Source organism: Variovorax sp. dw_954 (assembly GCF_018449755.1).
GTDB lineage: Bacteria > Pseudomonadota > Gammaproteobacteria > Burkholderiales > Burkholderiaceae_C > Variovorax.
This window is the reverse complement of record NZ_JAAVVD010000015.1, coordinates 164267-186362: the sequence shown is the minus strand read 5'-3', so window position 1 is coordinate 186362 and position 22096 is coordinate 164267. Positions and strand designations below refer to the sequence as shown.

Annotated in this window: 26 protein-coding genes and 1 pseudogene; 23 read left to right on the top strand and 4 right to left on the bottom strand. The window is 64.8% G+C overall.

Translation table 11 applies throughout. The features are described 5' to 3' along the window. Nucleotides 1-10 precede the first annotated feature (10 nt). Nucleotides 11-2353, top strand: coding sequence for a membrane-bound PQQ-dependent dehydrogenase, glucose/quinate/shikimate family (locus HB681_RS22790; protein ID WP_213957156.1), 2343 nt, complete (start codon nucleotides 11-13; stop codon nucleotides 2351-2353). A gap of 16 nt (nucleotides 2354-2369) precedes the next feature. Next, nucleotides 2370-3278 (top strand): cation diffusion facilitator family transporter, encoded by a 909-nt coding sequence (locus tag HB681_RS22785; RefSeq protein WP_213957155.1) that lies wholly within the window; start codon nucleotides 2370-2372, stop codon nucleotides 3276-3278. A 66-nt stretch (nucleotides 3279-3344) separates the two neighbouring features. On the opposite strand, the gene HB681_RS22780 is transcribed toward HB681_RS22785, so the two are convergent. Next, a complete protein-coding gene (locus HB681_RS22780) occupies nucleotides 3345-4853 on the bottom strand; it encodes a DUF1254 domain-containing protein (protein ID WP_213957138.1) in 1509 nt (502 codons plus the stop codon). 138 nt (nucleotides 4854-4991) lie between these two features. Here HB681_RS22780 and HB681_RS22775 point away from each other — a divergent pair, with 138 nt between their 5' ends. Next, nucleotides 4992-6407, top strand: coding sequence for a DUF1254 domain-containing protein (locus HB681_RS22775; RefSeq protein WP_213957137.1), 1416 nt, complete (start codon nucleotides 4992-4994; stop codon nucleotides 6405-6407). A 335-nt stretch (nucleotides 6408-6742) separates the two neighbouring features. Beyond that, complete coding sequence (locus HB681_RS22770) at nucleotides 6743-8059, top strand: integrase family protein (protein WP_213957136.1); 1317 nt, start codon at nucleotides 6743-6745, stop codon at nucleotides 8057-8059. Between the two features lie 363 nt (nucleotides 8060-8422). On the opposite strand, the pseudogene HB681_RS38800 reads toward HB681_RS22770, so the two are convergent. Further along, nucleotides 8423-8572, bottom strand: a pseudogene (locus HB681_RS38800) (Arc family DNA-binding protein); the annotation flags it as partial. 120 nt (nucleotides 8573-8692) lie between these two features. Here HB681_RS38800 and HB681_RS22760 point away from each other — a divergent pair. From HB681_RS22760 to HB681_RS22675, 18 genes are all read left to right on the top strand, one after another. Beyond that, the gene (locus HB681_RS22760; protein ID WP_213957134.1) at nucleotides 8693-9049 is read left to right on the top strand and encodes a hypothetical protein; all 357 of its coding nucleotides are present in this window, start codon (nucleotides 8693-8695) and stop codon (nucleotides 9047-9049) included. Further along, nucleotides 9046-9330, top strand: coding sequence for a hypothetical protein (locus tag HB681_RS22755; RefSeq protein WP_213957133.1), 285 nt, complete (start codon nucleotides 9046-9048; stop codon nucleotides 9328-9330). Before HB681_RS22760 ends, HB681_RS22755 begins: the two co-directional genes overlap by 4 nt. Next, nucleotides 9327-9899, top strand: a complete 573-nt coding sequence (locus HB681_RS22750) for a hypothetical protein (RefSeq protein WP_213957132.1) — start codon at nucleotides 9327-9329, stop codon at nucleotides 9897-9899. The genes HB681_RS22755 and HB681_RS22750 overlap by 4 nt, the downstream gene beginning before the upstream one ends. Next, nucleotides 9896-10501, top strand: a complete 606-nt coding sequence (locus tag HB681_RS22745) for a hypothetical protein (RefSeq protein WP_213957131.1) — start codon at nucleotides 9896-9898, stop codon at nucleotides 10499-10501. The genes HB681_RS22750 and HB681_RS22745 overlap by 4 nt, the downstream gene beginning before the upstream one ends. 123 nt (nucleotides 10502-10624) lie before the next feature. Further along, nucleotides 10625-10891 (top strand): hypothetical protein, encoded by a 267-nt coding sequence (locus HB681_RS22740; protein ID WP_256735055.1) that lies wholly within the window; start codon nucleotides 10625-10627, stop codon nucleotides 10889-10891. After that, on the top strand, nucleotides 10891-11286 hold the full coding sequence (locus HB681_RS22735; RefSeq protein ID WP_213957130.1) for a hypothetical protein: 396 nt from the start codon (nucleotides 10891-10893) through the stop codon (nucleotides 11284-11286). The genes HB681_RS22740 and HB681_RS22735 overlap by 1 nt, the downstream gene beginning before the upstream one ends. 50 nt (nucleotides 11287-11336) lie before the next feature. Next, complete coding sequence (locus tag HB681_RS22730) at nucleotides 11337-12095, top strand: hypothetical protein (protein ID WP_213957129.1); 759 nt, start codon at nucleotides 11337-11339, stop codon at nucleotides 12093-12095. A 22-nt stretch (nucleotides 12096-12117) separates the two neighbouring features. Then, nucleotides 12118-13461, top strand: coding sequence for a DnaB-like helicase C-terminal domain-containing protein (locus HB681_RS22725; protein WP_256735054.1), 1344 nt, complete (start codon nucleotides 12118-12120; stop codon nucleotides 13459-13461). Beyond that, the gene (locus HB681_RS22720; protein WP_213957127.1) at nucleotides 13458-13757 is read left to right on the top strand and encodes a hypothetical protein; all 300 of its coding nucleotides are present in this window, start codon (nucleotides 13458-13460) and stop codon (nucleotides 13755-13757) included. Before HB681_RS22725 ends, HB681_RS22720 begins: the two co-directional genes overlap by 4 nt. Before the next feature lie 75 nt (nucleotides 13758-13832). Next, the gene (locus tag HB681_RS22715) at nucleotides 13833-14720 is read left to right on the top strand and encodes a hypothetical protein (RefSeq protein ID WP_213957126.1); all 888 of its coding nucleotides are present in this window, start codon (nucleotides 13833-13835) and stop codon (nucleotides 14718-14720) included. Beyond that, nucleotides 14717-15490 (top strand): helix-turn-helix transcriptional regulator, encoded by a 774-nt coding sequence (locus tag HB681_RS22710; RefSeq protein WP_213957125.1) that lies wholly within the window; start codon nucleotides 14717-14719, stop codon nucleotides 15488-15490. The genes HB681_RS22715 and HB681_RS22710 overlap by 4 nt, the downstream gene beginning before the upstream one ends. A 75-nt stretch (nucleotides 15491-15565) precedes the next feature. Then, entirely contained in the window at nucleotides 15566-15772 is a 207-nt protein-coding gene (locus HB681_RS22705) for a helix-turn-helix domain-containing protein (RefSeq protein WP_213957124.1), read from the top strand. Between the two features lies 1 nt (nucleotide 15773). Next, nucleotides 15774-16607, top strand: a complete 834-nt coding sequence (locus HB681_RS22700; protein WP_213957123.1) for a hypothetical protein — start codon at nucleotides 15774-15776, stop codon at nucleotides 16605-16607. A gap of 134 nt (nucleotides 16608-16741) precedes the next feature. Then, nucleotides 16742-17629: a terminase small subunit gene (locus HB681_RS22695; RefSeq protein WP_213957122.1), complete on the top strand. Its 888-nt coding sequence runs from the start codon at nucleotides 16742-16744 to the stop codon at nucleotides 17627-17629. After that, complete coding sequence (locus HB681_RS22690; protein ID WP_213957121.1) at nucleotides 17626-18591, top strand: hypothetical protein; 966 nt, start codon at nucleotides 17626-17628, stop codon at nucleotides 18589-18591. Before HB681_RS22695 ends, HB681_RS22690 begins: the two co-directional genes overlap by 4 nt. 121 nt (nucleotides 18592-18712) lie before the next feature. Beyond that, nucleotides 18713-19213, top strand: a complete 501-nt coding sequence (locus HB681_RS22685) for a hypothetical protein (protein ID WP_213957120.1) — start codon at nucleotides 18713-18715, stop codon at nucleotides 19211-19213. Nucleotides 19214-19557: 344 nt separating this feature from the next. Next, nucleotides 19558-19725, top strand: a complete 168-nt coding sequence (locus tag HB681_RS22680) for a hypothetical protein (RefSeq protein WP_213957119.1) — start codon at nucleotides 19558-19560, stop codon at nucleotides 19723-19725. Nucleotides 19726-19765: 40 nt separating this feature from the next. Continuing rightward, nucleotides 19766-20341 (top strand): hypothetical protein, encoded by a 576-nt coding sequence (locus HB681_RS22675; protein ID WP_213957118.1) that lies wholly within the window; start codon nucleotides 19766-19768, stop codon nucleotides 20339-20341. Here HB681_RS22675 and HB681_RS22670 read toward each other — a convergent pair. After that, the gene (locus HB681_RS22670) at nucleotides 20338-20688 is read right to left on the bottom strand and encodes a hypothetical protein (RefSeq protein WP_213957117.1); all 351 of its coding nucleotides are present in this window, start codon (nucleotides 20686-20688) and stop codon (nucleotides 20338-20340) included. The two genes, HB681_RS22675 and HB681_RS22670, sit on opposite strands and share 4 nt — an antisense overlap. A 134-nt stretch (nucleotides 20689-20822) precedes the next feature. Here HB681_RS22670 and HB681_RS22665 point away from each other — a divergent pair, with 134 nt between their 5' ends. Further along, nucleotides 20823-21218: a hypothetical protein gene (locus HB681_RS22665; RefSeq protein ID WP_213957116.1), complete on the top strand. Its 396-nt coding sequence runs from the start codon at nucleotides 20823-20825 to the stop codon at nucleotides 21216-21218. 23 nt (nucleotides 21219-21241) lie between these two features. Here the strand turns inward: HB681_RS22665 and HB681_RS22660 are convergent, their stop codons facing one another. Then, a complete protein-coding gene (locus HB681_RS22660) occupies nucleotides 21242-21664 on the bottom strand; it encodes a hypothetical protein (protein WP_213957115.1) in 423 nt (140 codons plus the stop codon). Nucleotides 21665-22096 lie beyond the last annotated feature (432 nt).

Sequence of the window (22096 nt, the reverse complement as noted above, 5' to 3'; positions counted from 1 at the left end):
TCCCGCCTTTCTGGGCATCCTGTTCTTCGTCCTCGGACTGGCCCTGCTGGGCGCCGGCATCTGGCTCGTCGCGCTCGGCGGCAGCTGGTACTACCTCATCGCCGGCCTGCTGCTGGGCCTGACCGGCGTTTTCGTGGCGGTTCGCTCGGACGGTGCGCTGGCGGTCTTCGCGGTGCTGGTGCTGGGCACGCTGCTCTGGGCCTTGTGGGAGGTCGGGCTCGACTGGTGGCCGCTGGCTGCGCGCCTCGACGTGCTCGTCGTGTTCGGCCTGCTGCTGCTGACACCCTGGATCACCGGTCCGCTCGAGACGAGTTGGCGTCGCGGCGGCGGCCTGTTCCTGAGCCTGGTGCTGGCGGCCAGCGCGGTGGCGGCGGGGACCGCGGCATTGCACGATGTCCACGACACCGCCGGCATGCTGCCGCCCCCACAAACGCCCATTCCCACGGTGGCGGCCGCGCATGGCGTGCCGGACGGCGACTGGCAGGCCTATGGACGCACCTCGGATGGCCAGCGCTATTCGCCGCTGGCCCAGATCACGCCGGCCAACGTCGCCAACCTGAAGGAAGCCTGGACCTTTCGCAGCGGCGACCTGCGCGGCAAGCCGGGCGACCCGGAGGAGACCACCTACGAGGTCACGCCGCTCAAGATCGGCGACCGGCTCTATTTCTGCAACCCGCACCAGTCGGTGATCGCGCTGAACGCCACTACCGGCGAACAGGCGTGGCGCTACGAGCCCGACGTCAAGGTGGAAGGCAAGCTGGCGCTGCAGCACCTGACCTGCCGTGGCCTGTCCTGGCAGGCGCCCACGCCGGCCAACGTCCCCACCGACTGCCCGCACGGCAAGCTCTTCATGCCCACGGCAGACGGCCGCCTGCTCGCGCTCAACCCCGACGACGGCAAGCTGTGCACGCGCTTCGGCAACGGCAAGGGCCAGATCGACCTGTGGGCCAACATGCCGAACCTGGATCCGGGCTCGTACTACTCGACCTCGCCGGTGGTCGTGACGGCCGGGCTGGTGATCGTCGGCGGCACCGTGCTCGACAACGTCTCGACGAAGGAGCAGTCCGGCGTCATCCGCGCATTCGACATCGATACCGGCGCGCTGGTGTGGAACTGGGATTCCGCCAACCCCGATGCGACGGCGCCGATCGCGCCGGGCCAGAAATACACCGCCAACTCGCCGAACAGCTGGTCGATCTCCAGCGTGGACGAGGCGCTGGGCATGGTGTACGTGCCGATGGGCAACCAGCCGCCCGACCAGTGGGGCGCGAACCGCAGCCCGGCCGTCGAGACGTACTCTTCCTCGGTGGTGGCGCTCGACCTGGCGACCGGCAAGGTGCGCTGGGTGTTCCAGACCGTGCATCACGACCTCTGGGACTACGACGTGCCGTCGCAGCCGAGCCTGGTGGACCTGACCATCGCCGGCGCGCGCGTGCCGGCGCTGGTGCAACCGACCAAGCAGGGCGAGCTTTTCGTGCTCGACCGCCGCACCGGCGCGCCGATCACGCCGGTCACCGAAGTGCCCGCGCCGCAGGGCGCCGAACCGGGCGACCACACCGCGCCGACGCAGCCCAAAGCCGCGCTCTCCTACGAACCCCCCAGGCTCGCCGGCAGCGACATGTGGGGCGCCACGATGTTCGACCAGTTGGCCTGCCGGATCCAGTTCCATCGACTGCGCTACGACGGCCGCTTCACACCGCCGACCACGCAGGGTTCGCTGATCTATCCCGGCAACTTCGGCGTCTTCAACTGGGGCAGCGTGGCCGTGGATCCGACCCGGCAGATCGCCTTCACGACACCGACCTACCTGGCCTTCGTGTCGAAGCTGGTGCCAAGGTCGAACGACACCGCGCTGATGGTGCAGGACGGAGGTGCGCCGAAGGGTGCGCTGCCTGCGCTCAACGAGAACTTCGGCGCGCCCTTCGCCATCAGGCTGAACCCGTTCGTGTCGCCACTGGGCTTTCCCTGCACGGCGCCTCCGTGGGGCTACGTGGCCGGTGCCGACCTGGCCAGCGGCAAGATTGCGTGGATGCACCGCAACGGCACAGTGCGCGACCTCGCTCCGGTGCCGCTGCCGTTCAGGATGGGTGTGCCGAACCTCGGCGGCCCGGTCATGACGGCGGGTGGTGTCGCCTTTCTGTCGGGCACGCTGGACGACTACGTGCGTGGCTATGACGTGACCGATGGCCGGCAGCTGTGGCAAAGCCGCCTGCCCGCGGGCGGCCAGGCCACGCCCATGACCTATACCGGCAACGATGGGCGCCAATACCTCCTGGTGGTGGCCGGCGGCCATGGCTCGACGCATACGAAGCCCGGGGACTATGTCATCGCCTACGCCTTGCCGAAGCCCTGACGCGCGCTTGAGCACGATGCCTCGCGCCAATGAAGAATCACCCGTTGCGGTCTATGGCGCGATCGCGGCCAACATCGCCATCGCGATCACCAAGTTCATCGTGGCCGGGCTCTCGGGCAGCTCCGCGATGCTGTCGGAAGGCATTCATTCCTCTGTCGACACTTTCAACGGCGTGCTGCTGCTGGTGGGCATCAGGCTCAGCAAGCGGCCGCCCACGCCGGAGTTCCCGTTCGGCCACGGCAAGGAGCTGTACTTCTGGGGACTCATCGTCGCGGTGCTGATCTTCGGACTTGGCGGCGGCGTGTCGTTCTACGAGGGCGTGCAGCACATCCGGCATCCGGTCGAACTGCTGGACGCAACGTGGAACTACGTCGTGCTGGCGGCGGCGGCATTGTTCGAGGGCACGAGCTTCGCGGTCGCGCTGCGGCAGTTCATGAAGCAGAAGGGCGACGCACCATTCTGGAAGTCGCTCCATCGCAGCAAGGATCCGACGACCTACACCGTGCTCGCGGAAGACTCCGCGGCACTGGTGGGCTTGCTGGTGGCGGCGCTCGGCATCTATGCCAGCCATCGCCTGGACATGCCCGAACTGGACGGCGCCGCATCGATCGTCATCGGGCTCCTGCTCGCCGCCGTGGCCGTGGCGCTGGTGCGCGAGGCCCGCGGCCTGCTGATCGGCGAAGGCATCCGCACGGAGACTGCCGACGCCATCCGCGAGATGGCCATGGCGCAGCCCAACGTGCGTCACGTGGGCCATGTGCTGTCGATGTACCTCGGCCCCGACGAAGTGCTCGTCACGCTCGACATCGATTTCACGCCCACCACACTGGCCAGCGAAGCCGGAAAGACGGTGGCGCGGCTGCAGCGCCAGGTGCGCGAGCGCTACCCGATGATCCAGCGGCTGTTCATCGATGCGAATGAGTAGCGGGTTGCAGAGGACCCTGTACCCGAAGCAGGACCGTTCAGCAGTAGAACCTTCCGGCTCCGGGCCTCAGCTCGCCGGCGCGATATCGGGTAGCCGCCAGCTCTTGTCGAAGAAGGCCTGCGTCGGCCCGTACCACCGGAAATAGGCAAACCAGCCCTTGCCCGGAACGGTCTTGACCCAGTTCGATGCCATCCCGGCAGGTTCGGCCGGACCGAAGTACAGATCGATGCTTCCGTCGGCATTGCGCTGCAGCTTGTCGTAGGACGAGAGGGCGACCTTGGCCGTGCCGTTCTGCACCATCGAGCGCGACAGGTTGTCGTAGACGGTGACCGACCAGAAGTCCTTGGCCGGGACGTTGGCCGGTACCTTGAGCTTGTACGACTTGCCGCCGTCCAGCCATGCACCCGTGCTGTCCTTGGCCGCGCTCATGTACTGCGAGCCCGCGCCGACGATCTCCTTGACCATGCCCTCGGCCACGGTGATGGCCTCGAAGGTGTAGTCGGTGCGTTCGTCGAGCTGCGAATAGTTCGGCGCCTCCTGGCTCGGCTTGAGCGTCAGCACCCATTCCCAGTGCGTGCCGGGGTAGGCATTGGCGGTCGGCAAGCGGGGCGCCATGCTGATGGTCTGGGCCATCAGGAAGCCGACCGGGGCCGCGTCGGTGAGGATCTTCTTCTGCCGCTCGTCCGGCGCGAAGGGCTTGCCCTTCTCGATCCCGAGCGGCTTGAGCATCGCGTAGAAGAAACGGTCGCGCTCCTCCACCGGCTCCTTGTCGATGATGTCGGCCAGCCGCTCCCAATAGGCATAGCCGCGCGGCGCGATGGAGTCCATGCCCTTGGCGCCCGCCTTGAAGATTTGCGTGGCCGGCGGGCTGGCGGCCTGCTTCTGCGGATAGATGCGGATCGTGGAGAGCATGTCGACCGCGGCCTTCACGTTGCCGTCCTTGACGATGCCGCGCACGAGGTACATGAAGCGGTTGGTCTTGGAGCGCACCACCAAGTAGCCGCGCGGCGCCGAGCCCTTGTAGTCCGCGGGCACGACCAGGAACTTGCCGCCCTTGCCTTTGTCAGGGCCGAAGGGGCCGACCTCCGCGACCGGACGCTGCCAGTAGTCGTCGATCACGCCGTAGGCGCCCGGCGGCGACTCGATCACGACGGGTCCGTCGCGCGAAAGATCGGAGAACGCTGCCGCATAGATGGTGGTGGAGTTGCCGGTTAGCGCAACGACCGCCGAGCCGGTGTACTGGTCGACGATGCCGACGCCGTTGTAGTCGACCCCCCAGTCGCGCACGTTGGCAATGCGCAGGGCGTCCATCGCCACGATGGGCGTGGCCCAGATGTAGGCCTGCACGGCGCGCTGGAAGTCCATCTCGTCGTAGAGCATGCGCACCGAGGCTTCGCTCGGGTAGCCGCTCTGCAGTTCCACCTTGCCGACACGGGTCTGAACCGCAGCAGGCGACACGGCCTCGGTGGAAGGCGGCGGGGTGCTGCAGGCGGATACCAGCAGCGCACCCAGGGCCAGGCAGCCGGTGCGCGCGCGCGAGCCCTTCCAGAACGAAGCCTTGCGTCCGATGTCCATGGCGATCCCGGGTGGTGCGTTGAAAGGCACAGAGGGTTGCTCCTGGCTGCGCTCATGTCAAGGCCGATCGTCTCGGTGGCAACGCGGCGAGAACTGTGATGAACTCGCGCGTCCTTTCAACGCAAATGAAGGCTCTTCATGAAGAAAGCAGTCCTTGCAACCTTGGCCGTCGCAGCGTCGCTCGCCGCGTGGGCGGCCCCTGCCTCGCGCGCGCCGACGGCGGCCCAACTGTCCGACCGCGCCTTGCAGCGCCGTGCCGTGGAGGCCGTGAACTGGGGCATCCCCGCCGTCAACTACGACCTGATGCTGCAGCAGATGCTCACCGGGACACCGGGCAAGGTCAACCAGATCGTCTATTGGTCGCGGCCACTCGACTGGCACAACCAGACCCTCACGCCCAACCCCGACGCGATCTACCTGATGGCCTTCTTCAACACGAAGGATGGCCCGGTCGTTCTGGAGGTGCCGCCGGCGGGTGAGGACGGCTCCCTCAACGGCAACATCGTCGACATCTGGCAGATGCCGCTGGAAGACGCCGGCCCGACCGGCGCCGATGCAGGCAAGGGCGGCAAGTACCTGCTCGTGCCGCCGGGGTACGCGAGCCCGATTCCCGAGGGCTACATCGTGCTGCGGCCCGCGACCTTCGGCAGCTACGCCTTGCTGCGCTCCAACCTCAAGAGCCACGGCGCGGCCGACGTTGCGAAGTCGGTGGCCTATGGAAAGCGAATCAAGGTCTACCCGCTCGCGCAGGCGGGCGCACCGGCTGCGACGGTGTTCACCGACGCGGCCGACGTGCTGTTCGACGCCACCATCCGCTACGACGCCAGCTTCTTCGAATCGCTCGACCGCATCGTGCAGGCCGAGCCCTGGCTCGAACGCGACCGCGCCATGATCGATCCGCTGCGCACGCTCGGCATCGAGAAGGGCAAGCCGTTCAACCCCGATGCAAGGACCCGGGCCACGCTCGCCGCGAGCGCCCAGGAGGCGCGCGCCTGGCTCGAGGCCCGCTACGACGCGGGCTTGCCGCCGTTCTATCCCGGCAGCCACTGGACCGGGCCGACATTCCCCGAGCTGATCGAGGCGGCCCAGAAGTCCTTCAACGAGCCCGACAAGTACCCGGTCGACCTTCGCGGCCTGACCTATTCCTATGCCTACATCGGCATCAAGCGGCTCGGAGCCGGGCAGTTCTACCTGATCGGCATCAAGGACAAGGAGGGCAACGCGTTCCAGGGCGGCAAGACCTATCGCATCACGGTGCCGGCCGATGCGCCGGTGGCGCAGTACTGGTCGATCACCGCGTACGACCGCGAGACGCATGCCCTGATCCGCAACATGCCGCGTGCGAGCCGCTCGTCGCAGATTGCCGAGATGCAGAAGAACCCCGATGGCTCTGTTGACGTCTACTTTGGTCCGAAGGCGCCTGCCGGCAAGGAATCCAACTGGGTGCCGACCGATCCCAGGCGCGGCTTCGAGCTGATGTTCCGCGCCTACGCGCCGACCAAGGTCTTCTTCGACAAGAGCTGGAAGCTGCCGGACGTGGAGCGGATGCGATAGGACGAAGCGCGCACTTGCCGCCGGCCATCCGGCCGCGTCGCTTCACGGCGAGCCGCACGCAGATTGACAATGAGAAAAGCCCCGTTGCTATCGATCTGATAGCAACGGGGCTTTGCTGCGATTGGTGCCGGAGAGATGAATCGAACACCCGACCTTCTCATTACGAATGAGAAAGATAGTGGATGGATGAACATTGAGGTTTGTTGATTTTCACTCTGTACGCCAGAGGGAAATCGAAGAATTCTGGCTCGGAAGATGCCGGATTGTTGATCTCGATTTCAAAAAATCTCTTACATCCTGCGTTACATCGGCCTCGATGTAAGAGAATCGGCCGCATGGCAAAAATCTCGTTCACCGCGCCGCGTGTCGCTAGCTTCACGTGCCCGTCCGACAAGGCCCAGGCGTTCCTGTGGGACGCCAAGGCACCGGGCCTCGGGCTTCGGGCCACACCGCGCGGCGCGCCCTCCTTCATCTTCCAGGGCGTCTATCAGGGCAAGAGCTTGCGCATCACGATCGGTGACGCGATGGCGTGGCGCATTCCGGACGCGCAGGCCAAGGCTCGCGAACTGCAACGCCTGATCGACGAAGGCCGAGACCCGCGCGCGGTCAAGGCCGAAGCAATCGCAAAGGATGTCGCCCAGCGCGAGGCCGAGCGCCTCGAAGCCGTGACGGTCGGCGACGTGTGGCCGACGTATCTCGCCGAGGGTTCGCCGAAGCGGCGCGCCGCGTGGAAGCCCCGCTATCGGGCCGACCTTGAAGCGATGGCGGCGCCTGGCGGCGTTGCGAAGAAGAGAGGGAAGGGCCTCACTCGACCCGGCCCGCTGTACCCGCTGCTCGCGCTGCCGCTGGCCGATGTGAATGAGGACGCGCTGAAAAGTTGGTACGACCGCGAGGCCAAGGCGGGCAAGCACCAAGCCGCTCGCGCCCTGATGATGTTTCGCGGGTTCCTGCGCTGGTGTTCTGCTCGACCAGCGTACCGCTCGGTCGTTGATCGCGATGCAGGCAAGGCCGCATCCATTGTTGAATCGCTCCCGGCCAACACTCGTCGGACCGATGCACTCGAAGGCGCGCAATTGCCCGGATGGTGGACCGGAGTGGAGGCACTGAGCAACCGCACGGCGTCTGTGTACCTGCGCGCTTTGCTACTGACCGGCGCTCGCCGCGAGGAATTGGCTGCGCTCCGGTGGGCTGACATCGACTTTCGATGGAAAAAGCTCACGATCGCCGACAAGGTGGAGGCGACGCGCACCATTCCTCTGACGCCGTACCTCGGGCGATTGCTGGCTACACTTCCACGCGTCAATGATTTCGTGTTCGCATCCACGAGCGGCAAGACCGGCCGAATCGCAGACACGCGCGCGAGCCACTCGAAGGCGCTCCAAAGTGCCGGCATTGATGGGCTGACCATTCACGGCCTGCGTCGCTCGTTCTCGCTGCTTGGAGAGGCCGCCGGGGCGCCCGCTGGCGCCATTGCGCAGGTGATGGGTCACAAGCCGAGTGCGACCGCCGAAGGGTATCGGCCGCGCAGTGTCGATGCGCTACGGCCATTTCTATCGATCATCGAGAGGCACATCCTGGAGAAAGCCGAGGTGCAGTTCGTTGAAGAGCCGGAAGCGCTGCCGGGCAACGTCATCCCGCTTAAAGCCGCCTGAGCGTTTGATGATCTATCGCTTGGCGCCGCCTGCACTACCGGTGCGCGCCTCCTTTTTCTGGTGCACCTCGATGTCGGCCTCCACCTGTTCGAGGAAGCGAGCGAGAGCCGGATTGGCCGCCAAAAGTTCTGACCTCGATCTCAGGTAGTCGCCAGGCCGCGCGCCAGCCAGCAGGCTCGCCGCAAGCCTATGAGCGTTTGAGAGAGTGCGATCGCGCTGATCTTTGGCCGGCAGGTTTGCATACATCGCCACGACCGTCTCGCAAAGACTGCCTTGCAGAAATTCCATGGCGGTGATCGTCTGCGCACGGCTATTGGCAAGCTCCTGTACCGCAGTCGCATCAGGCGAGGCCGCCGAGTCGAAGCTCGCTTGCAGCCGCGCAACGATCTCCGCGTTCATGGTGCGACCACTCCCTTTCGCCGACTCCGCGATTCGATCGCGCATGCCGGCGGGAAAGCGGACGATGAACTTATCCGCGTGTCTTGATTCGCTGTCCTGAGGTTTTTTGTCCATTTATGGATGGTAGTGGCCTAAGGCCATAAAAAATGCCTTGCTCATGATGGCCTAAGGCCATACATTCTTGGTTATGGCCTCAGGCCATATCAACCAACGAACTTCAACAAGGAGAGTGACATGAGCAAGCAGATTTCTCGGGGCGACAAGTACGTCCTGCGCTTCGAACACCCCGGCCACCGAGAGCGCGTGAAACAAATGGCGGCCGTCCAGAAGCGCAGCCTCAACAAGCAAATCCTGACGCTGATCGAGGGCGGCGAGGAGACCCCTACTCTGCGTGTTGCCTTGGATCGGATTTCCGACCACGCAGCGCAGTGCCTGGAATGGATCAAGGTCTCGGAAGACCGCGTGCCGCCCGACATGCGACCGATGGTAGCGGGCGTAGTTGGCATGTTGAAGCAGATCGGCTTCACGGCTGATTCGACCGATAGCGACGCGGGCGCTGACCTGCACGAACTCTGGGGCCTGACGCAATGAAGGCCGATCGCAACGCGAACAAGGTTCGCTCCGCTCAAGAGTTAGCTATGGCCGAGTTTCACGAGGCCACCAAAGAACTCCAGAAGTTGACCCGCGAGATGAAGCGCATGACCCGCGCCCATGATTTTGCTGGATTCGATGCGCAGCGCGAGCGCTCAAACGCCGCCCGCGCCCACGTTTTCGCCGCGATGCTCGCCGTGGTTCGCAGTGATCGCGACGTGCAGTCGGGGGAGTGCGCGAGCGAAACGCCGTTGAACGAGTTCTTCGGGAGCAACGCGTGAGCCGCGACAACCACATATGGTTCGCACTGGCCGTACTGGCCGGCAAGGTTGACCTGACATATCCAACGATCCCTGCGCACCTCGGCTTGACACGGGCCGCGCAGCGTCACGATGACATCCGCCTTGCAGATCAGGTTCACGCCGGTAGCCTGTACTTGCACGCGCTGCTCCTCGGGCATCCCGACCCTATGCGGCCGTACGTTCTCGGTCGCTTGATGGTGCTGCGCGCGCTGTACCTTACGCGCGGCGACGAGGACATGGTGGATTTGCTCCGACGGGCCCTGGATGGCCGCGCCGCTGCGTTGCAACGCGCTGATGAAGACGATGACCGCGCCTACCTCGAAAGCCTGATCGACGGCACGGGTGATCTCCTGTCCGAAGACACCTTCCCGCGCATGGAACCGCTCTTCGCCAAGTACCCCGAGGGCTCCGAAATGTTCGCGCTGTTGGAGCGCGCGGCGACCCTGTTCGGGGACGCGGTGCAGGAAGTCGCGTACTGGGCGGTGGCTGGCATTGCAATCGACCAAGCCCGGTACGGTGCGGCCGGCGACGAATGGGATCCAGATTGACCATCGGCATCACGCCCGCGCAACGGGCCGCAATCAAGCAAACGGAGGCCTTGTCGATGTGGCGGCGCGGCATCAAAGTGCCGGAGCGAGACGTGCTGGACGTTCTTGCAGAGGCTGTGCTTTCGGGCGCGCCCATCGAGCCAAGCTTTCAAGCCATGGTAAATCTCATCATTACCAAGGCCGCAGTCGAGGGCAAGTTGCCCGATCACCTTCACGGCGCACCATCCGGAAGCCGAGGCGACCGTGACGCGGAGCAGGTTGCTGGCGCCTACTTCGAATTGCTGGACAAAGGCGTGCCATCCGAGCGCGCGAAGGATGCTCTTACCCGCGACTTCAAAATTGGCAAACGTCAAGTGGAGCGGCTGGTCAAGAGCGGCAGACGCTGGCACGGTGACACCAAGGATGCGCGCGACCAGCGGCGAAGGTTGAATGCCTTGCTTGCGGAGATTGAGGGCGGCATTGACGGATACGGCCAGTCGCGGCCGGCATCATCAAGTCCCGAAGCTGACGATCCGCATCCCCTTGGCCTGGGTGGATTGACGCGCGCAGAGGCTTTGCAGCGTCTTGCCGAAGCGATCAATCCGCCACGTCTGTCCGACTGATTTCGCCCGCCACGGGGGTTGCGACATCAATCCCCCGCGCAATGTAAGTCGGAGACTTAAGCGGGGCTCCCCGACACCATTGAACTCAACGGCGATTGATCGCCATCAATGGAGTCGAAGCAAATGGAACCGATCGAACTGCCGATCCCGGCGGCCGACAAACTCGCGAAGGCTGAGCGCGCACCCCGTGCCGCCACGTCCTATCCCCCCCTGGAACATGTCACCAGCCCGACGGTGACGACCGAAGCGGCGGCGTACTACCTCAACCGCAAGCCGCAGACTCTGCGCGCACACGCCTGCAAGGATACGGGCATTGTTCGCCCGCTGCGCATCAATGGCCGCCTCGCGTACCCCGTCGCAGAACTGCGCCGCGTGCTGGGGGTTGCGTAATGCCCGGGAGGCTCGTTCCCGTCGGCAACCTCGGCCATCGCACTCTGTCGAATCAGAAAGACGCCGCGCCGGCCGTGGAACGCCCCCTGCCCGGGGCAGCTTGCCCCGGTGCCGTTCGCGACTTTGCAGGCCCGGGTTCGCCCATCGACCGCGAGATCGCCGATCTGCGCAAGCTGATCGCCTTGCGCAAGCAGGACCGCCAGCATGGCGCCCACCATGACGACGTGTCCCCGAAGAAGGCTTTCATTCCGGGTCGCTTCGGGCTCGCAGAACTCTGGCTCGCCTCATTGGACAGCGCACTCGCGAAGGGCTATCAGGATCAGGCCGCCGGCTGGCGTCGCGCCCTGGCCCGTCTGCTGGCGCAGAACCACATCCGCTGGGGCGCGCTCCTCTAATGGCCCGAATCCGCACTGTGAAACCCGAGTTCTACACGAGCGAGCAGGTTATGAACATGCGAATCGAGGCCCGTTTCGGCTTCCTGGGCATGCTGAATTTCTGCGACGACGGCGGCAACCATCCGGCTAGCGCCCGCACCCTCAAGGCGGAGGTATTTCCGAGCGACGACCTGTCCACGGCAGATGTGCAAATGCTGGTGAACGAGATGCTCGTGCAGGGCCTCGTCGTCGAGTACGCGGCGAGCGGCAAGGCCTACTGGCACGTCACCGGCTGGCACCATCAGCGCATCGACCGCCCGACGTTCAAGCACCCGCCGTTTCCCGGCAATTCGGCTGATGCTCGCTCCCCGCTCGGCGAGCCCTCGACGACGATTCAGCGAGTGCTCGACGAGGCCTCGTCGAGCGAGGGGCGAGCCCTCGACCCCGTAAGGGAAGGGAAGGGAAAGGAAGGGAAGGTAGTCGAAGGTACAGAGGGCGAGAACTCTGCTGTCGCAGAGCCTTCGGCACCGGCAGATTCGTGCCCGCATCAGCAGATCATCAACTTGTTCCACGAGGTGCTGCCGGCTGCGCGGCGCGTTCGCGAATGGACGCCGGCACGCCAGCAAGCCCTGCGCGCTCGCTGGCGCGAGAAGTCCGAGCGCCAGAACCTCGATTGGTGGCGTAAGTTCTTCGGCTATGTGTCGGCATCGGATTTCCTTTGTGGCCGCACCAAGCCGGCACCCGGGCGCAAGCCGTTCGATCTGAGCCTGGACTGGCTTTGCAAGTCCGAGAACCTCGTGAAGGTCGTCGAAGGTGCGTATGAAAACTGAATGCGCTTCGACTATCGGCCCGATGCCTCACAGCCTCGAAGCCGAGGCCGCCGTGATCGGCGCCGTGCTTCTCGACAACGAGGCTCTGGCACGCGTGAGCGATCTGGCGCCGACGATGTTCTATGCGGCGTTTCACGCCGACGCGTTCGGCACGATCCTGGCGATGGCCGCCGCCGGCCAGCCGTTCGATGTGATTGCCGTGTTCGATTCCATGCGCGCCGCCGGCAAGGCCGAGCAAGATGGACTCACGCGCCTCAACGACCTCGCGCAATACGTGCCGTCCTCGGCCACGATCCGCCGCCACGCGGCCGTCATCGTCGAGCGTCATCGCCAGCGTGAACTCGTGCGCGCAGGGATGGAAATCGCCGATCTTGGCGTCTCTTCGGGATCAGCGGCCGAACAGATCGACAAGGCTCAGATGCTGCTCGCCAAGCTCGCGACGGAAAAGTCGAAGCGCGAACCGCAGCACATCAACGAATCGCTGGTTGACTATCTCGCTCTGCTGAATGACCTGAGCGAAGGAAAGAACCCGGCCATCCCGACCGGTATCGAAGGCCTCGATCGCTTGCTCAACGGCGGTCTGCGTCGGGGTGAAATGATGGTGATCGGGGCGCGCCCGAAGAACGGGAAGACCGCGCTGGCGCTGGCATTGGCCCGCAACATGGCGCGCGGCTATAGCACTCTATTCATGTCGCAGGAAATGCCGGTCAATCAACTGATGCACCGGCACACGGCCGCCGCCGGCTCGTACGACCTCGGCCGAATCATGCGTGCCGACCCCAAGGACCACGACATGTGGACCGCCGTTTCGGACGCCGCACAGCGTCTCGGCGAACTGCGCCTCATCCATGACGACCAATCGAGCCTCAGTCTGCTCGACATCCGCCGCAAAGCACTGAGCGTCAAACGCAAACACGGCCTCGACGTGCTGTTCGTCGACTTTCTCCAACTCATGGCCGGCGCAGGCGAAGAGAACCGCAACCGCGAACTCGACGTGATCGTGAACGGCATCAAGGCGCTGGCACTCGATCTGCAAATCGGCGTTGTGGTGCTGTCGCAGATGTCCCGCAAGGCCGACGAGCACTACGGGCGGCCCACGATGAGCCACCTTCGCGACTCCGGTGCGATCGAGGCGGCGGCGGATCAGATCGCACTGCTGTTCACCGACTGGGCGCATCCACTGAGCAAGCGAGAGCCCGCGTTCGAGGGCTACTCCGAACTGGAGATCGTGGCTCACCGCAACGGGCCACAGGGCCTCGTCCCTCTGCACTTCAACGGGAAGTACCAACAGATCACGGACTGGGAAGGCGGGCCGCCAAGCCGGCAGGCCATCGTCAAGTCTGCCAGCCGAGGGATGCCGGCATGACCGATGCAGAAAAGCACTCGGCCCGCTTGGCGGAAGCCCGCCGTCGCATCGCCCTCGCTTCGGCGCTGGACGAGTCTGCTGTGACCCGCGCCGATGGCGACGCGGCCTTGATTCTGGCCGGTGCCCGCGCGCACTTCTGGCTCGTTGCCGGCGTCGACCGTAGTGCGTCGGAGCGCTTCATCGCCGATCTGCTCAACGACTTCGGTGCCGAGACGGTTCTGCGTGCCGCAATCGCGATGTGTCAGGCGCAGCCGCTCGGCCCGAAGGCGTGGCTGCGCCAGGCATGCAGGACGTGACGCCTCGCCATCTCAAGGACTAGTCGTGATCGACGCCGCAACGCGCGGCGAAACCAATTCTTCAAAGGAGTATCCATGGCAATCAAAATCGAACGGTTCGACATTTCTAGCGCGACGAAGGACGCGTCCAACGCGCCGCCCAAGAAGCAGGGCCTGCGCGAGTGGCCCATCTACACGGAGGACGAGGATGGCCGCCTCACGCACTCGCATACGGAGCGCGTCCATGAAAGCCGCGAATGCATTGGCTGCCATGCCCTGTGTGAAAAACCCGACGAGGACGGCAAGCCGACCACCTTTTGCACCGTGCTGGACGAGGTCGTGCCGGGCGGTGAGTACGTTTGCCCGGAGCACCAAACGCCCGGTGAGCACCGCTTCGGCTTGAAGCGTTCCGGCGTGCCTGTCGATGCCCCGAGCCCGGCGGGCAGCTCGGTCGCGTGGCTCGACGCACTTGCCTGGATGGAGCACGTCGTCAAAACCGATGGCGAGGCGGCGCTGCATACCCCCGAGAACGAGATCAAGTTCGCCCGCATGCTGCTCATCGCACCGGACGACTACTACGACATGCTGGAGAAGGTCGCGCCCGGCTCGGCCGAGCAATGGCACAACTGGGCGCGCGGCCACGTGGAGCGCCACGACCACCCCCAATTCTTCGAGGCGCTGCGCCAGATCGGCGAGGCGGTTGACCTGCATAGCCGTGACGCGGTTCACGGCAATCCCGAGTACAGCGCTCTGTTCGTTCAGGCATTCGAAACGGCGCCGCCGCGCTACCGCGCCGAAGCCGAGGCGATCCTGGCGCCGGCCATCCCGAAGGCCACGCACGTCAACTCTGCCGGCGAGCCGGTCTACAGCCCCGAGCAGATCGCCGAGAAGCTCGGCGTACCGGTCGAAGACATCCGCGCCTTCGTTGACGAACACATCGATCCGAGCCGCCTCTACACGGGCATCGCCCACCCGATCCAGTGAGCGCCACCGCCGTATCGCGCCGTCGCCCAGCGCATATCCCGCCCCATCGCCTCAGCCCGATCTATCAAGCAGTCATGCACATAGCCGTTTTCACTACGACCGAACGCCCCGAAGCAGTCAACACCGACGCGCCCGCCGCAAACGATAGCGGTGCTGGCGACTCCGAGGCGCCGAAGCGCCGGCTTGCCCGCCTTGTGGTTGGTCCCCGCCTCTGCGCTGCGCGCGAGTTCTCCGGCTATTCGCAAACGGAGGCAGCGAAACATCTTGGCTACTCGACCTCCGCGCAGCTCAGCCAGCACGAGCAAGGCAAGCGCCTCATGCCGCTGCCTGAACTGATGAAAGCCGCCGAGGTGTACGCCGTGAGTACCGACTATTTGCTCGGCCTCACGAGCGAGCCGGAGCGCGACCCGGCCAGCTCGCTGCGCGCAGCGACGGTACGCGGATTGCGCGGGCTGCTCGATGGCCTCGCGGGCGGGCTTGTCGATTCGATCGGCGCTCACGCTGCTGCCGTCGGTCCGGATGTCGTGCTCGCCCGCACCGTGTTGTCGGCCGGCCAAGCGCTGATCGATGCGCTTGCAGTGTTGCAGCGCCAAGCAGAGTTCGATGAGATGAAGGGCGGCGCTGCTGTGGCCCGCCTCTCGTCGGAGTTCGAAGCCCGCTTGCACGAAACGCGGCGCGCGATCGAGAAGTTCGACCGCCTGGACCTTGCTCTGCGCGAGCGCGTCGCCAGCGCAATAGCGGCGAACGACGCGGAACGCGGCGTGGCCTGAAACGGGAAAAGCGGCCTCAGTCGCGCAGCCATCCGCAGGGACGATCACCCAACCAACCACTTCCGCACCTTAAAAATGGACCAATCCATCGAACCCTTGCTTGACGACGAACAGGTCGCCAGCACGTTGAAAGTTTCGGTCGAGACGCTGGCCGCATGGCGCCACACCGGCCGCGTTCAACTGCCCTACGTCCGCATCGGCGGTCGCCTCGTTCGCTACAAGCGTAGCGATGTGCAGGCATTCATCAACGCCGGGCACCGGCCCGCAGCAGAAGGCGTCTGAAATGCAGCTTGCTGTCACCGCATTGATCGACGCTGCGCGCAGCCGCTTCGCAACGAAGGCTTCCGTCAGCCCCGTGGCGCCCATCGACGCCAACGTCCAACCCCAACGCCGTCCAGCGGCACGTGAACACCTGGAGATCGCCGTGTCGATTTACGAAAACTTTGTCCGCCGCAGCCCTCTGGTCGAAGAAAAGAATCCGGCCATCGTCGACCAGATGGTCGCGCTGTACCGCAATCCGGCTATTCAGAAGGCCGCCGCCGCGTACAAGCTGAAAGTGGAGCGCCTTGTCGACGTGGCCTGTTACCGGGTCGCGATCGCGAGCGCCATCGGCTTCGCATGCCAGAAGGACCTGGGCCTGAGCTCGGAAGTCATCTCCGAAATTCTTTCAGGCATGGCCGAAGCGATCGACGATGAGATTGAAGCCGTGCGCGCCGACAAGATCGCGCATGACCTCGCCGAAAAGTTGGCGATGGCGCGCCACCAGCCCTTGCGTGATGCGGTTGGCAAGCTGCTCAGCCAGTTGGTCGCGGAGCGTGAGCGTCTGATCAAAGATGACGAGTCGGCCGCCCGTGCCGCAGCGATGGGCCTGCCGACGCGCTTCTCGATTCTGCGCAATCTAGGCATGTCAGAGGCTCAGGTGGCGGCCACCGAACCGACGGCGCTTTCGCCGGAAGCTCTGACCCAGCGCCGTCGCGCCCGCATCGCCGAGATCGCGCCGCACATCGAGAAGCTCCGCGCCTTCAGCGTGTCGCCGACCTTCGATCCCGCGCCGCTGGCGGGTCTGGGCTTCGATGAACTGATCGCCGCCCGCGAGGGCGATAAGGCAGCAACGTGAAGAAGACCGCACCCAGCGTGAAGACGCCGGCCAAGACACGCGCCGTCGCGGCCAAGGTCGGCCCACGTTCGCCCATCAATGCCAAGAAATCCGGCCGTTCGCGCTCGCGCGAGCGCGCCAGCACCCCGCCGGCGGTGGAAGAAGCTGTCGACCTCGACGTGAGCCGCCTGCCGTTGCGGCAGCAACTGTTCGTGAGCGAGTTCGTCGAGTGCGGGAACGGCACCCAAGCCGCGATCCGCGCCGGCTATCTTGCCAGCGACGCCGCCTCGCGCGCTTCCAAGCTGCTGGCGAGCCCAGCTATCCGGGCGATCGTCCAAGCGCGCGTCGAAGACAAGATCGAGGCCGTTCGCGCCACCCGCGACCACGTGCTGCAAGCCTTCGCCGACATCGTTGAGGCCGACGCGACCGAACTCACCGGCTACCACCGGTACTGTTGCCGCTACTGCCACGGAACCATCGACAAGCCGACCGGCGGGCGCGCGCGGCAGTTCACGCCCGGCGAGTGGATCGAACGCCGTGAAAAGCACGAAGCGCGTCGGCAAGAACTGATTGCCGCCGGTCGTGGCGACATCGGAGAGTTCTCGGTCGCCACGCCGAAGGTCTGGTACGACAAGCGTCGCGAGATCGATCAGGACTGTCCCGAATGCTTCGGCCTCGGCGTCGGCGAAGTCGTCCTGCAGGACACGCGCTACATCAGCCGCCGTGCTCGTGCGCTGCTGGCCTGTGTGAAGGAGACGAAGGACGGCATCGAGGTCAAGACGCATTCGAAAGAGGCGGCGCTCGCCGTTCTCGCCCGTCACCATCGCCTGTACGACGAGGGCGGCACGACGGTCAATGTCGTGCTCGACGCGGCCGAACTCGACGCGAAGTTCGGCGCAGCAATGCGCGTTTCGCAAGAGCGCATGGTGCAGATGCGCATGGAGCGCCGGGCGGCGCGCGAGGCTCGCTCGGACGATCTGCAAATCGGATTCGCGACCCAAACCGCTCTGGTGGGCGTCCGTGTGCGTGGAGATTCAAAGTGAAGGCCCCGCGCATCGGAAACGCGCAGTCGGCGCTCAACCGCATCCGGCAAATCGAACTCGACAGCCGGCGGCAGGCACGCACGATTCTGCAACCCGGCGAGGTTGCTGGCGGCTTGAGCCCGGCTCGCATGCTGACGACGACGCTCGGCGGTGCGGGTGTGCGGGCCATCACGCCCGCCGACCTTGCCCAATTCAAGAAAGCCGTCGCCGCGCTGGGGGACAAGGCGCAGCGGGGCTTGACCGCGAAGGAGGCGCTGGGTCTGTCGCGGGCCATCGACATCGAGCGCGCAAAGAGTGAAATCCGTTTTTCGATGCCAGCCCGCCTGCAAGCCGGGAAGGTCCATCTCGTGACGGACAGCGGCCCGCGCTCGAAGGTGACTCGCCACCATGTGAACATCGAATTTGCAGCGTATTCGGCGGCGCTAGCGCGGCCCGGGACGCCGGCCGATTCGGCGAAGTGGCTGTGCAAGGAAAGCGCCCTGCGTTTCGAGTGTGACTGCCAGCACTTCCGGTACTTCCTGCGCTTCGTGGCGACGGCGGGCGGCTGGGTAGCCGGCAGAAGTGAGCACGGTATGCCCAAGCTCACCAACCCGACGCTTGACGGCGCGTGCTGCAAGCATCTGGCACGCGTCATGACGGACGTTCAATCGAGTATCGGCTTCCGCCAGCACATCGCCAAGATGATCGCGGCGGACCGTGCGCGAATCGACCATCCGGGCCGGGCCAAACCGCAAGCCTTCATCGTGCGGCAGTCTGACGCGGAGGCCATGCTGCCGAAGAACTCGCGTCGCATCGTGGTGCCGGCGGCCTCGCGCGGCGCGTCGCTGCCGAAGCCCGCCAGCGTTGCCGACATCCGCAAGGCCATGGCTGTCTACACCGGCCGCGCCGACCCGAACTCGGCCGCGATCGCCCGCGCATTGCAGGCGCTTCTTTCTATACAGCAAGGAAGCGGCCGTGCATAACGAAATCCTTCTGCGTCAAGCTGCCCGGCTTCGCACGCTGGTCGCTGTTGGGCGCGCTCGCCTTCAGGGGCGTGCCGTTGCCGCCTCGTCCATCCACAAGTCCAAACCGGAGATTCCCGGCATGCAGCCTGAAACCGATCCCGAACCCGCGACCGACGATCACGCGCGCAATGTCGCGGCCGAACTGCTGCAGCGCATCGCGCTCGATGCATCCGGCGTGCCATTCAACGACGACGATCCCGAGACGTGGGGCGAAGCCGATGCGGCCGTCCCCAAGGTCGTCTCGCTCGGCGAGGTGCGCTTCCACATCGTTGATGCGGACGCCGTTGACCTGGCTGTCGCTGCCGGCGCGATCGAGCCGGGCGACATAACGCTGTGCCTGCGGGTCGAGTTCGACACGTCTGTCGGCGCGGCCACGCCTGCCCTCGGACAAGTCGTCGTGGTGCCGACCGTCGAGCCCGGCGTCACGCTGGCGTTCGGAGTCTGGCTGACGCATGCCGATCTGCATGCGCCCGAAGCCCCGGACCTTGGCCCCAATGCCGTGCCCAACCCCGTGCTCGATTCGATCGCTCCGCATCAAGCGCTGCTCGTGCAGGTGATGGACGCGGAGGATGCGCCGTGAACGTCCCGAATCGCATTGCTACCGGACAAGCCTTGCTCAAACGCTCGCGCGCCGTCCTGGCCCCCTTCGAGAACGGCCGTCGCGTGGGAATGACGTTGGCTGGCGCGCCCGGCATTCTGCCGGCGAAGCCCCTATCTGCCGTCGAGGGCGACGTGCGGCCCACCGTTGTCCAACGTCACGGGAGCAAGTAATGGCAATGAAGAGCGACGCCTAAGGCTGTCTCATCGGCGAGATCATCAAGACGCAGGATCAAATCCTGGCGGCGTGCGCCGCATGCATCCCTGCACGTGGTGGGCATTTCAACAACGGGCGAGCGTGCTGCGCGCGGCGCCTAAAGGAAGACCGTGACGATGCCGCCCGAACCGTTGGCGATGACGGTGGTCACGGCGGAAGGATCGGCGTTCCGCGAAACGACGCGCCCACTCGTCGCCTATCGCAATCCGACCGGCACGGAATGCCTGCCCGGTGATCCCGGCGCCGAGCCCGTGCTTTCGCTGTCGAGCGCCTGCTGACCGCCGTCCCGCGGCACGGGCGGCGCCACACAATGCGACGATGAAACTTGAATTCTGGGAAGTGTTGGTGATCTGCCTTGCCGTGGCGATGGGCGTGGCGTGGATTTCATTCAAGATGCTCGTGAAGCACTACTTGCCCAGCTATCTCACGGAGAAGGGCAAGAATCTCGCCACCAAGGAGGACGTGGCAGCGATCACGAAGCTGGTGGAAGAGGCCAAATTGCAATCGACCATGGTGGTCGAGCAGTTCAAGGCGACGCATCAGCTTCGCCTCGCGGCCTTGGACAAACGGCTGGAGAAGCATCAGGAGGCATTCACGCACTGGATGGAGCTTTACAGAGTGCTGGCCGATGTGCAGCGAGGCCGAATCGCGGAAGTGGCCCTGGAGTGCCAGCGCTGGTGGGATGCAAGTTGCATCTACCTCGAACCCGATGTACGAACTGCGTTTCACGAGGCGGTTCTCCATGCTCAGTATTTTCAAGAGCATCGGGTTACGCATCCAGAGGTTGTCGCGGACATACTCATTGCGATCGAGGCCGCCGGAGACAAGATACTCGCTGCGGTTCAGTTGCCACCCATGACTGAAGCAGAAAAGAAAAATCTGAAGGAAAGTTAGATCACCTCGCAGCCGTGATAGCCGCTCGTGATGACGCGCGGCGTGATCAACACCCACGTCTGCGCATAGTCGGTGGCGGTCAAGCCGTCGCTGATGCGCTCGAAGCCAGTCAGTATCCAGCGCTCCCGCGTGACTTCCACGAGCGGGACATCCCATAAGTCGGGCGGCGGCGCAGCGGCCTTGTCCTGCATCGTCATTTGCGCCGTCATGACGTAGCGGTGTAGGTGCGGCTGGTGAACCTGCCGGACGGTCAGGACGCCACGGAACGCACCGAGCCGGCCGGCTTGCCAACCGGGAATGACGCGGCCGTGATCGCGCGAGCGGACCATGTCCATGAGCGGGTACATGCCAAAACACTGGATAAAAACCCATATGTTAGCGGTCCGAGCCGGATTTTTGCGCGGGCGTTCACCCACGAAAGGTTGATCTGTCCAACCAGCTATAAAGCGACTCGACCACGTTGGAGAAGAAAGGGAAATCTATGGAATGGCATCTTCGCCTAGGCGCGACAATCAAGCTTGGTTCCGGCCGGGTTGTGCTCGTGGAGCAAGTTCACATTGAACTTTCGACATTGGGGGTGTTGGAAGGCTCGTTCGAGACAGTTCGACAGCAGGTCCTTGCCGATCTTCCCAATCGGGCCAGGACGCTTTTCCCTGGAACTGCGGGGTTGAGCATCGCGCCAGTTGGTGCCGGTGAGTTACCGGTCTACACCGTCTTCATCGCGCTTCATTCGGACGAGCCACTGGGCGACGGCGACTTTTCGAGCTTGGTGCATTGCTGGATGACCGACCAACTCCCATCGGACCTGCCCAGTCACATCGAGGCGGCCATTCGACCTATCGAATGGGACCGGTGGGCCGCCGACGGGCTCGTCTGAGCGCTTCTGCGCGAGATTGGCGATTAGTCCTTCGCGTACCAGGCGAGCCGAATCGAGCGGTTCAAGAGATCGGCGCATTGCTCGCGCGTGCGAGGGCCTGGGCACCATGCAAGGAAGTCATCCCGGTCCTTGACCGCGACCTTAGCGAGTTCCCGGGCAGTCACTTCCTGTGTCAGGATGCCGTCCGACGTCATGCAGGCATCGATGGTCTGGATGCCGATGCTTAGGCATGCCTTGCCGCCCGCGGCAATCATTGACCCCACCACCGTGGCTTGGCTACCCATTTGGGCTTCCTTGTCAGCGCGCTCCTTGGCCGCTTTCTCCGCTGGCGTCGGCTGAAGCGCGTACCAGAGTCCGCCGATGACCAAGGCCAAAAGGAACAGGCGCGAGGCCCTGTCTTGCCATTTGCTTGGGGTCAGAACCGCTTCGCGCCAGTTGATATGCACTGCGCACTCCTCGCTCCAGTTGTTTTGCTGCGCCGCTGAGGCGTCTGCGTATAGCCGGCGATGCTAGCCGGAAAAGACGCCCAGGGGATCGTTGCCACGTGGGCCTGTGAAGCCGGGCCATAGGAAAGCCGGCGGAGGAGGAAAACATCACACCTTGTGGTCGGCGGTGGCCGCGTAGCGTTCTGCCTCCCGAGCATGAAGAGCGGCGGCTTTCGAGAAGCGCGGACTTCTGGTGTGGGCCATACGAGCCATCCGCTTAGGGGATGAGCGCATCCGGCCAAAGCGGAAAAACGCACTGATCTCGGCCTGGACGCGAAAGCCCAATAGGGTCTTCGCGGGGTAGCTCAGTTCGGTAGAGCGGCGCACTCATCAAGCCCATAGGTCGGGGGTTCAAATCCCTCTCTCGCAACCATTCATCGAACCAAGGACGCA

What these genes read in the sequence shown, in the direction of transcription:
- HB681_RS22700 (WP_213957123.1), top strand. Translation starts at nt 15,774, where the DNA reads ATGCAGCTTGCTGTCACCGCATTGATCGACGCTGCGCGCAGCCGCTTC.
- HB681_RS22720 (WP_213957127.1), top strand. Translation starts at nt 13,458, where the DNA reads ATGACCGATGCAGAAAAGCACTCGGCCCGCTTGGCGGAAGCCCGCCGT.
- HB681_RS22730 (WP_213957129.1), top strand. Translation starts at nt 11,337, where the DNA reads ATGAACATGCGAATCGAGGCCCGTTTCGGCTTCCTGGGCATGCTGAAT.
- HB681_RS22785 (WP_213957155.1), top strand. Translation starts at nt 2,370, where the DNA reads ATGCCTCGCGCCAATGAAGAATCACCCGTTGCGGTCTATGGCGCGATC.
- HB681_RS22715 (WP_213957126.1), top strand. Translation starts at nt 13,833, where the DNA reads ATGGCAATCAAAATCGAACGGTTCGACATTTCTAGCGCGACGAAGGAC.
- HB681_RS22740 (WP_256735055.1), top strand. Translation starts at nt 10,625, where the DNA reads ATGGAACCGATCGAACTGCCGATCCCGGCGGCCGACAAACTCGCGAAG.
- HB681_RS22670 (WP_213957117.1), bottom strand. Translation starts at nt 20,688, where the DNA reads ATGTACCCGCTCATGGACATGGTCCGCTCGCGCGATCACGGCCGCGTC.
- HB681_RS22705 (WP_213957124.1), top strand. Translation starts at nt 15,566, where the DNA reads ATGGACCAATCCATCGAACCCTTGCTTGACGACGAACAGGTCGCCAGC.
- HB681_RS22665 (WP_213957116.1), top strand. Translation starts at nt 20,823, where the DNA reads ATGGAATGGCATCTTCGCCTAGGCGCGACAATCAAGCTTGGTTCCGGC.
- HB681_RS22685 (WP_213957120.1), top strand. Translation starts at nt 18,713, where the DNA reads ATGCAGCCTGAAACCGATCCCGAACCCGCGACCGACGATCACGCGCGC.
- HB681_RS22775 (WP_213957137.1), top strand. Translation starts at nt 4,992, where the DNA reads ATGAAGAAAGCAGTCCTTGCAACCTTGGCCGTCGCAGCGTCGCTCGCC.
- HB681_RS22675 (WP_213957118.1), top strand. Translation starts at nt 19,766, where the DNA reads ATGAAACTTGAATTCTGGGAAGTGTTGGTGATCTGCCTTGCCGTGGCG.
- HB681_RS22755 (WP_213957133.1), top strand. Translation starts at nt 9,046, where the DNA reads ATGAAGGCCGATCGCAACGCGAACAAGGTTCGCTCCGCTCAAGAGTTA.
- HB681_RS22770 (WP_213957136.1), top strand. Translation starts at nt 6,743, where the DNA reads ATGGCAAAAATCTCGTTCACCGCGCCGCGTGTCGCTAGCTTCACGTGC.
- HB681_RS22780 (WP_213957138.1), bottom strand. Translation starts at nt 4,853, where the DNA reads ATGGACATCGGACGCAAGGCTTCGTTCTGGAAGGGCTCGCGCGCGCGC.
- HB681_RS22760 (WP_213957134.1), top strand. Translation starts at nt 8,693, where the DNA reads ATGAGCAAGCAGATTTCTCGGGGCGACAAGTACGTCCTGCGCTTCGAA.
- HB681_RS22735 (WP_213957130.1), top strand. Translation starts at nt 10,891, where the DNA reads ATGCCCGGGAGGCTCGTTCCCGTCGGCAACCTCGGCCATCGCACTCTG.
- HB681_RS22725 (WP_256735054.1), top strand. Translation starts at nt 12,118, where the DNA reads ATGCCTCACAGCCTCGAAGCCGAGGCCGCCGTGATCGGCGCCGTGCTT.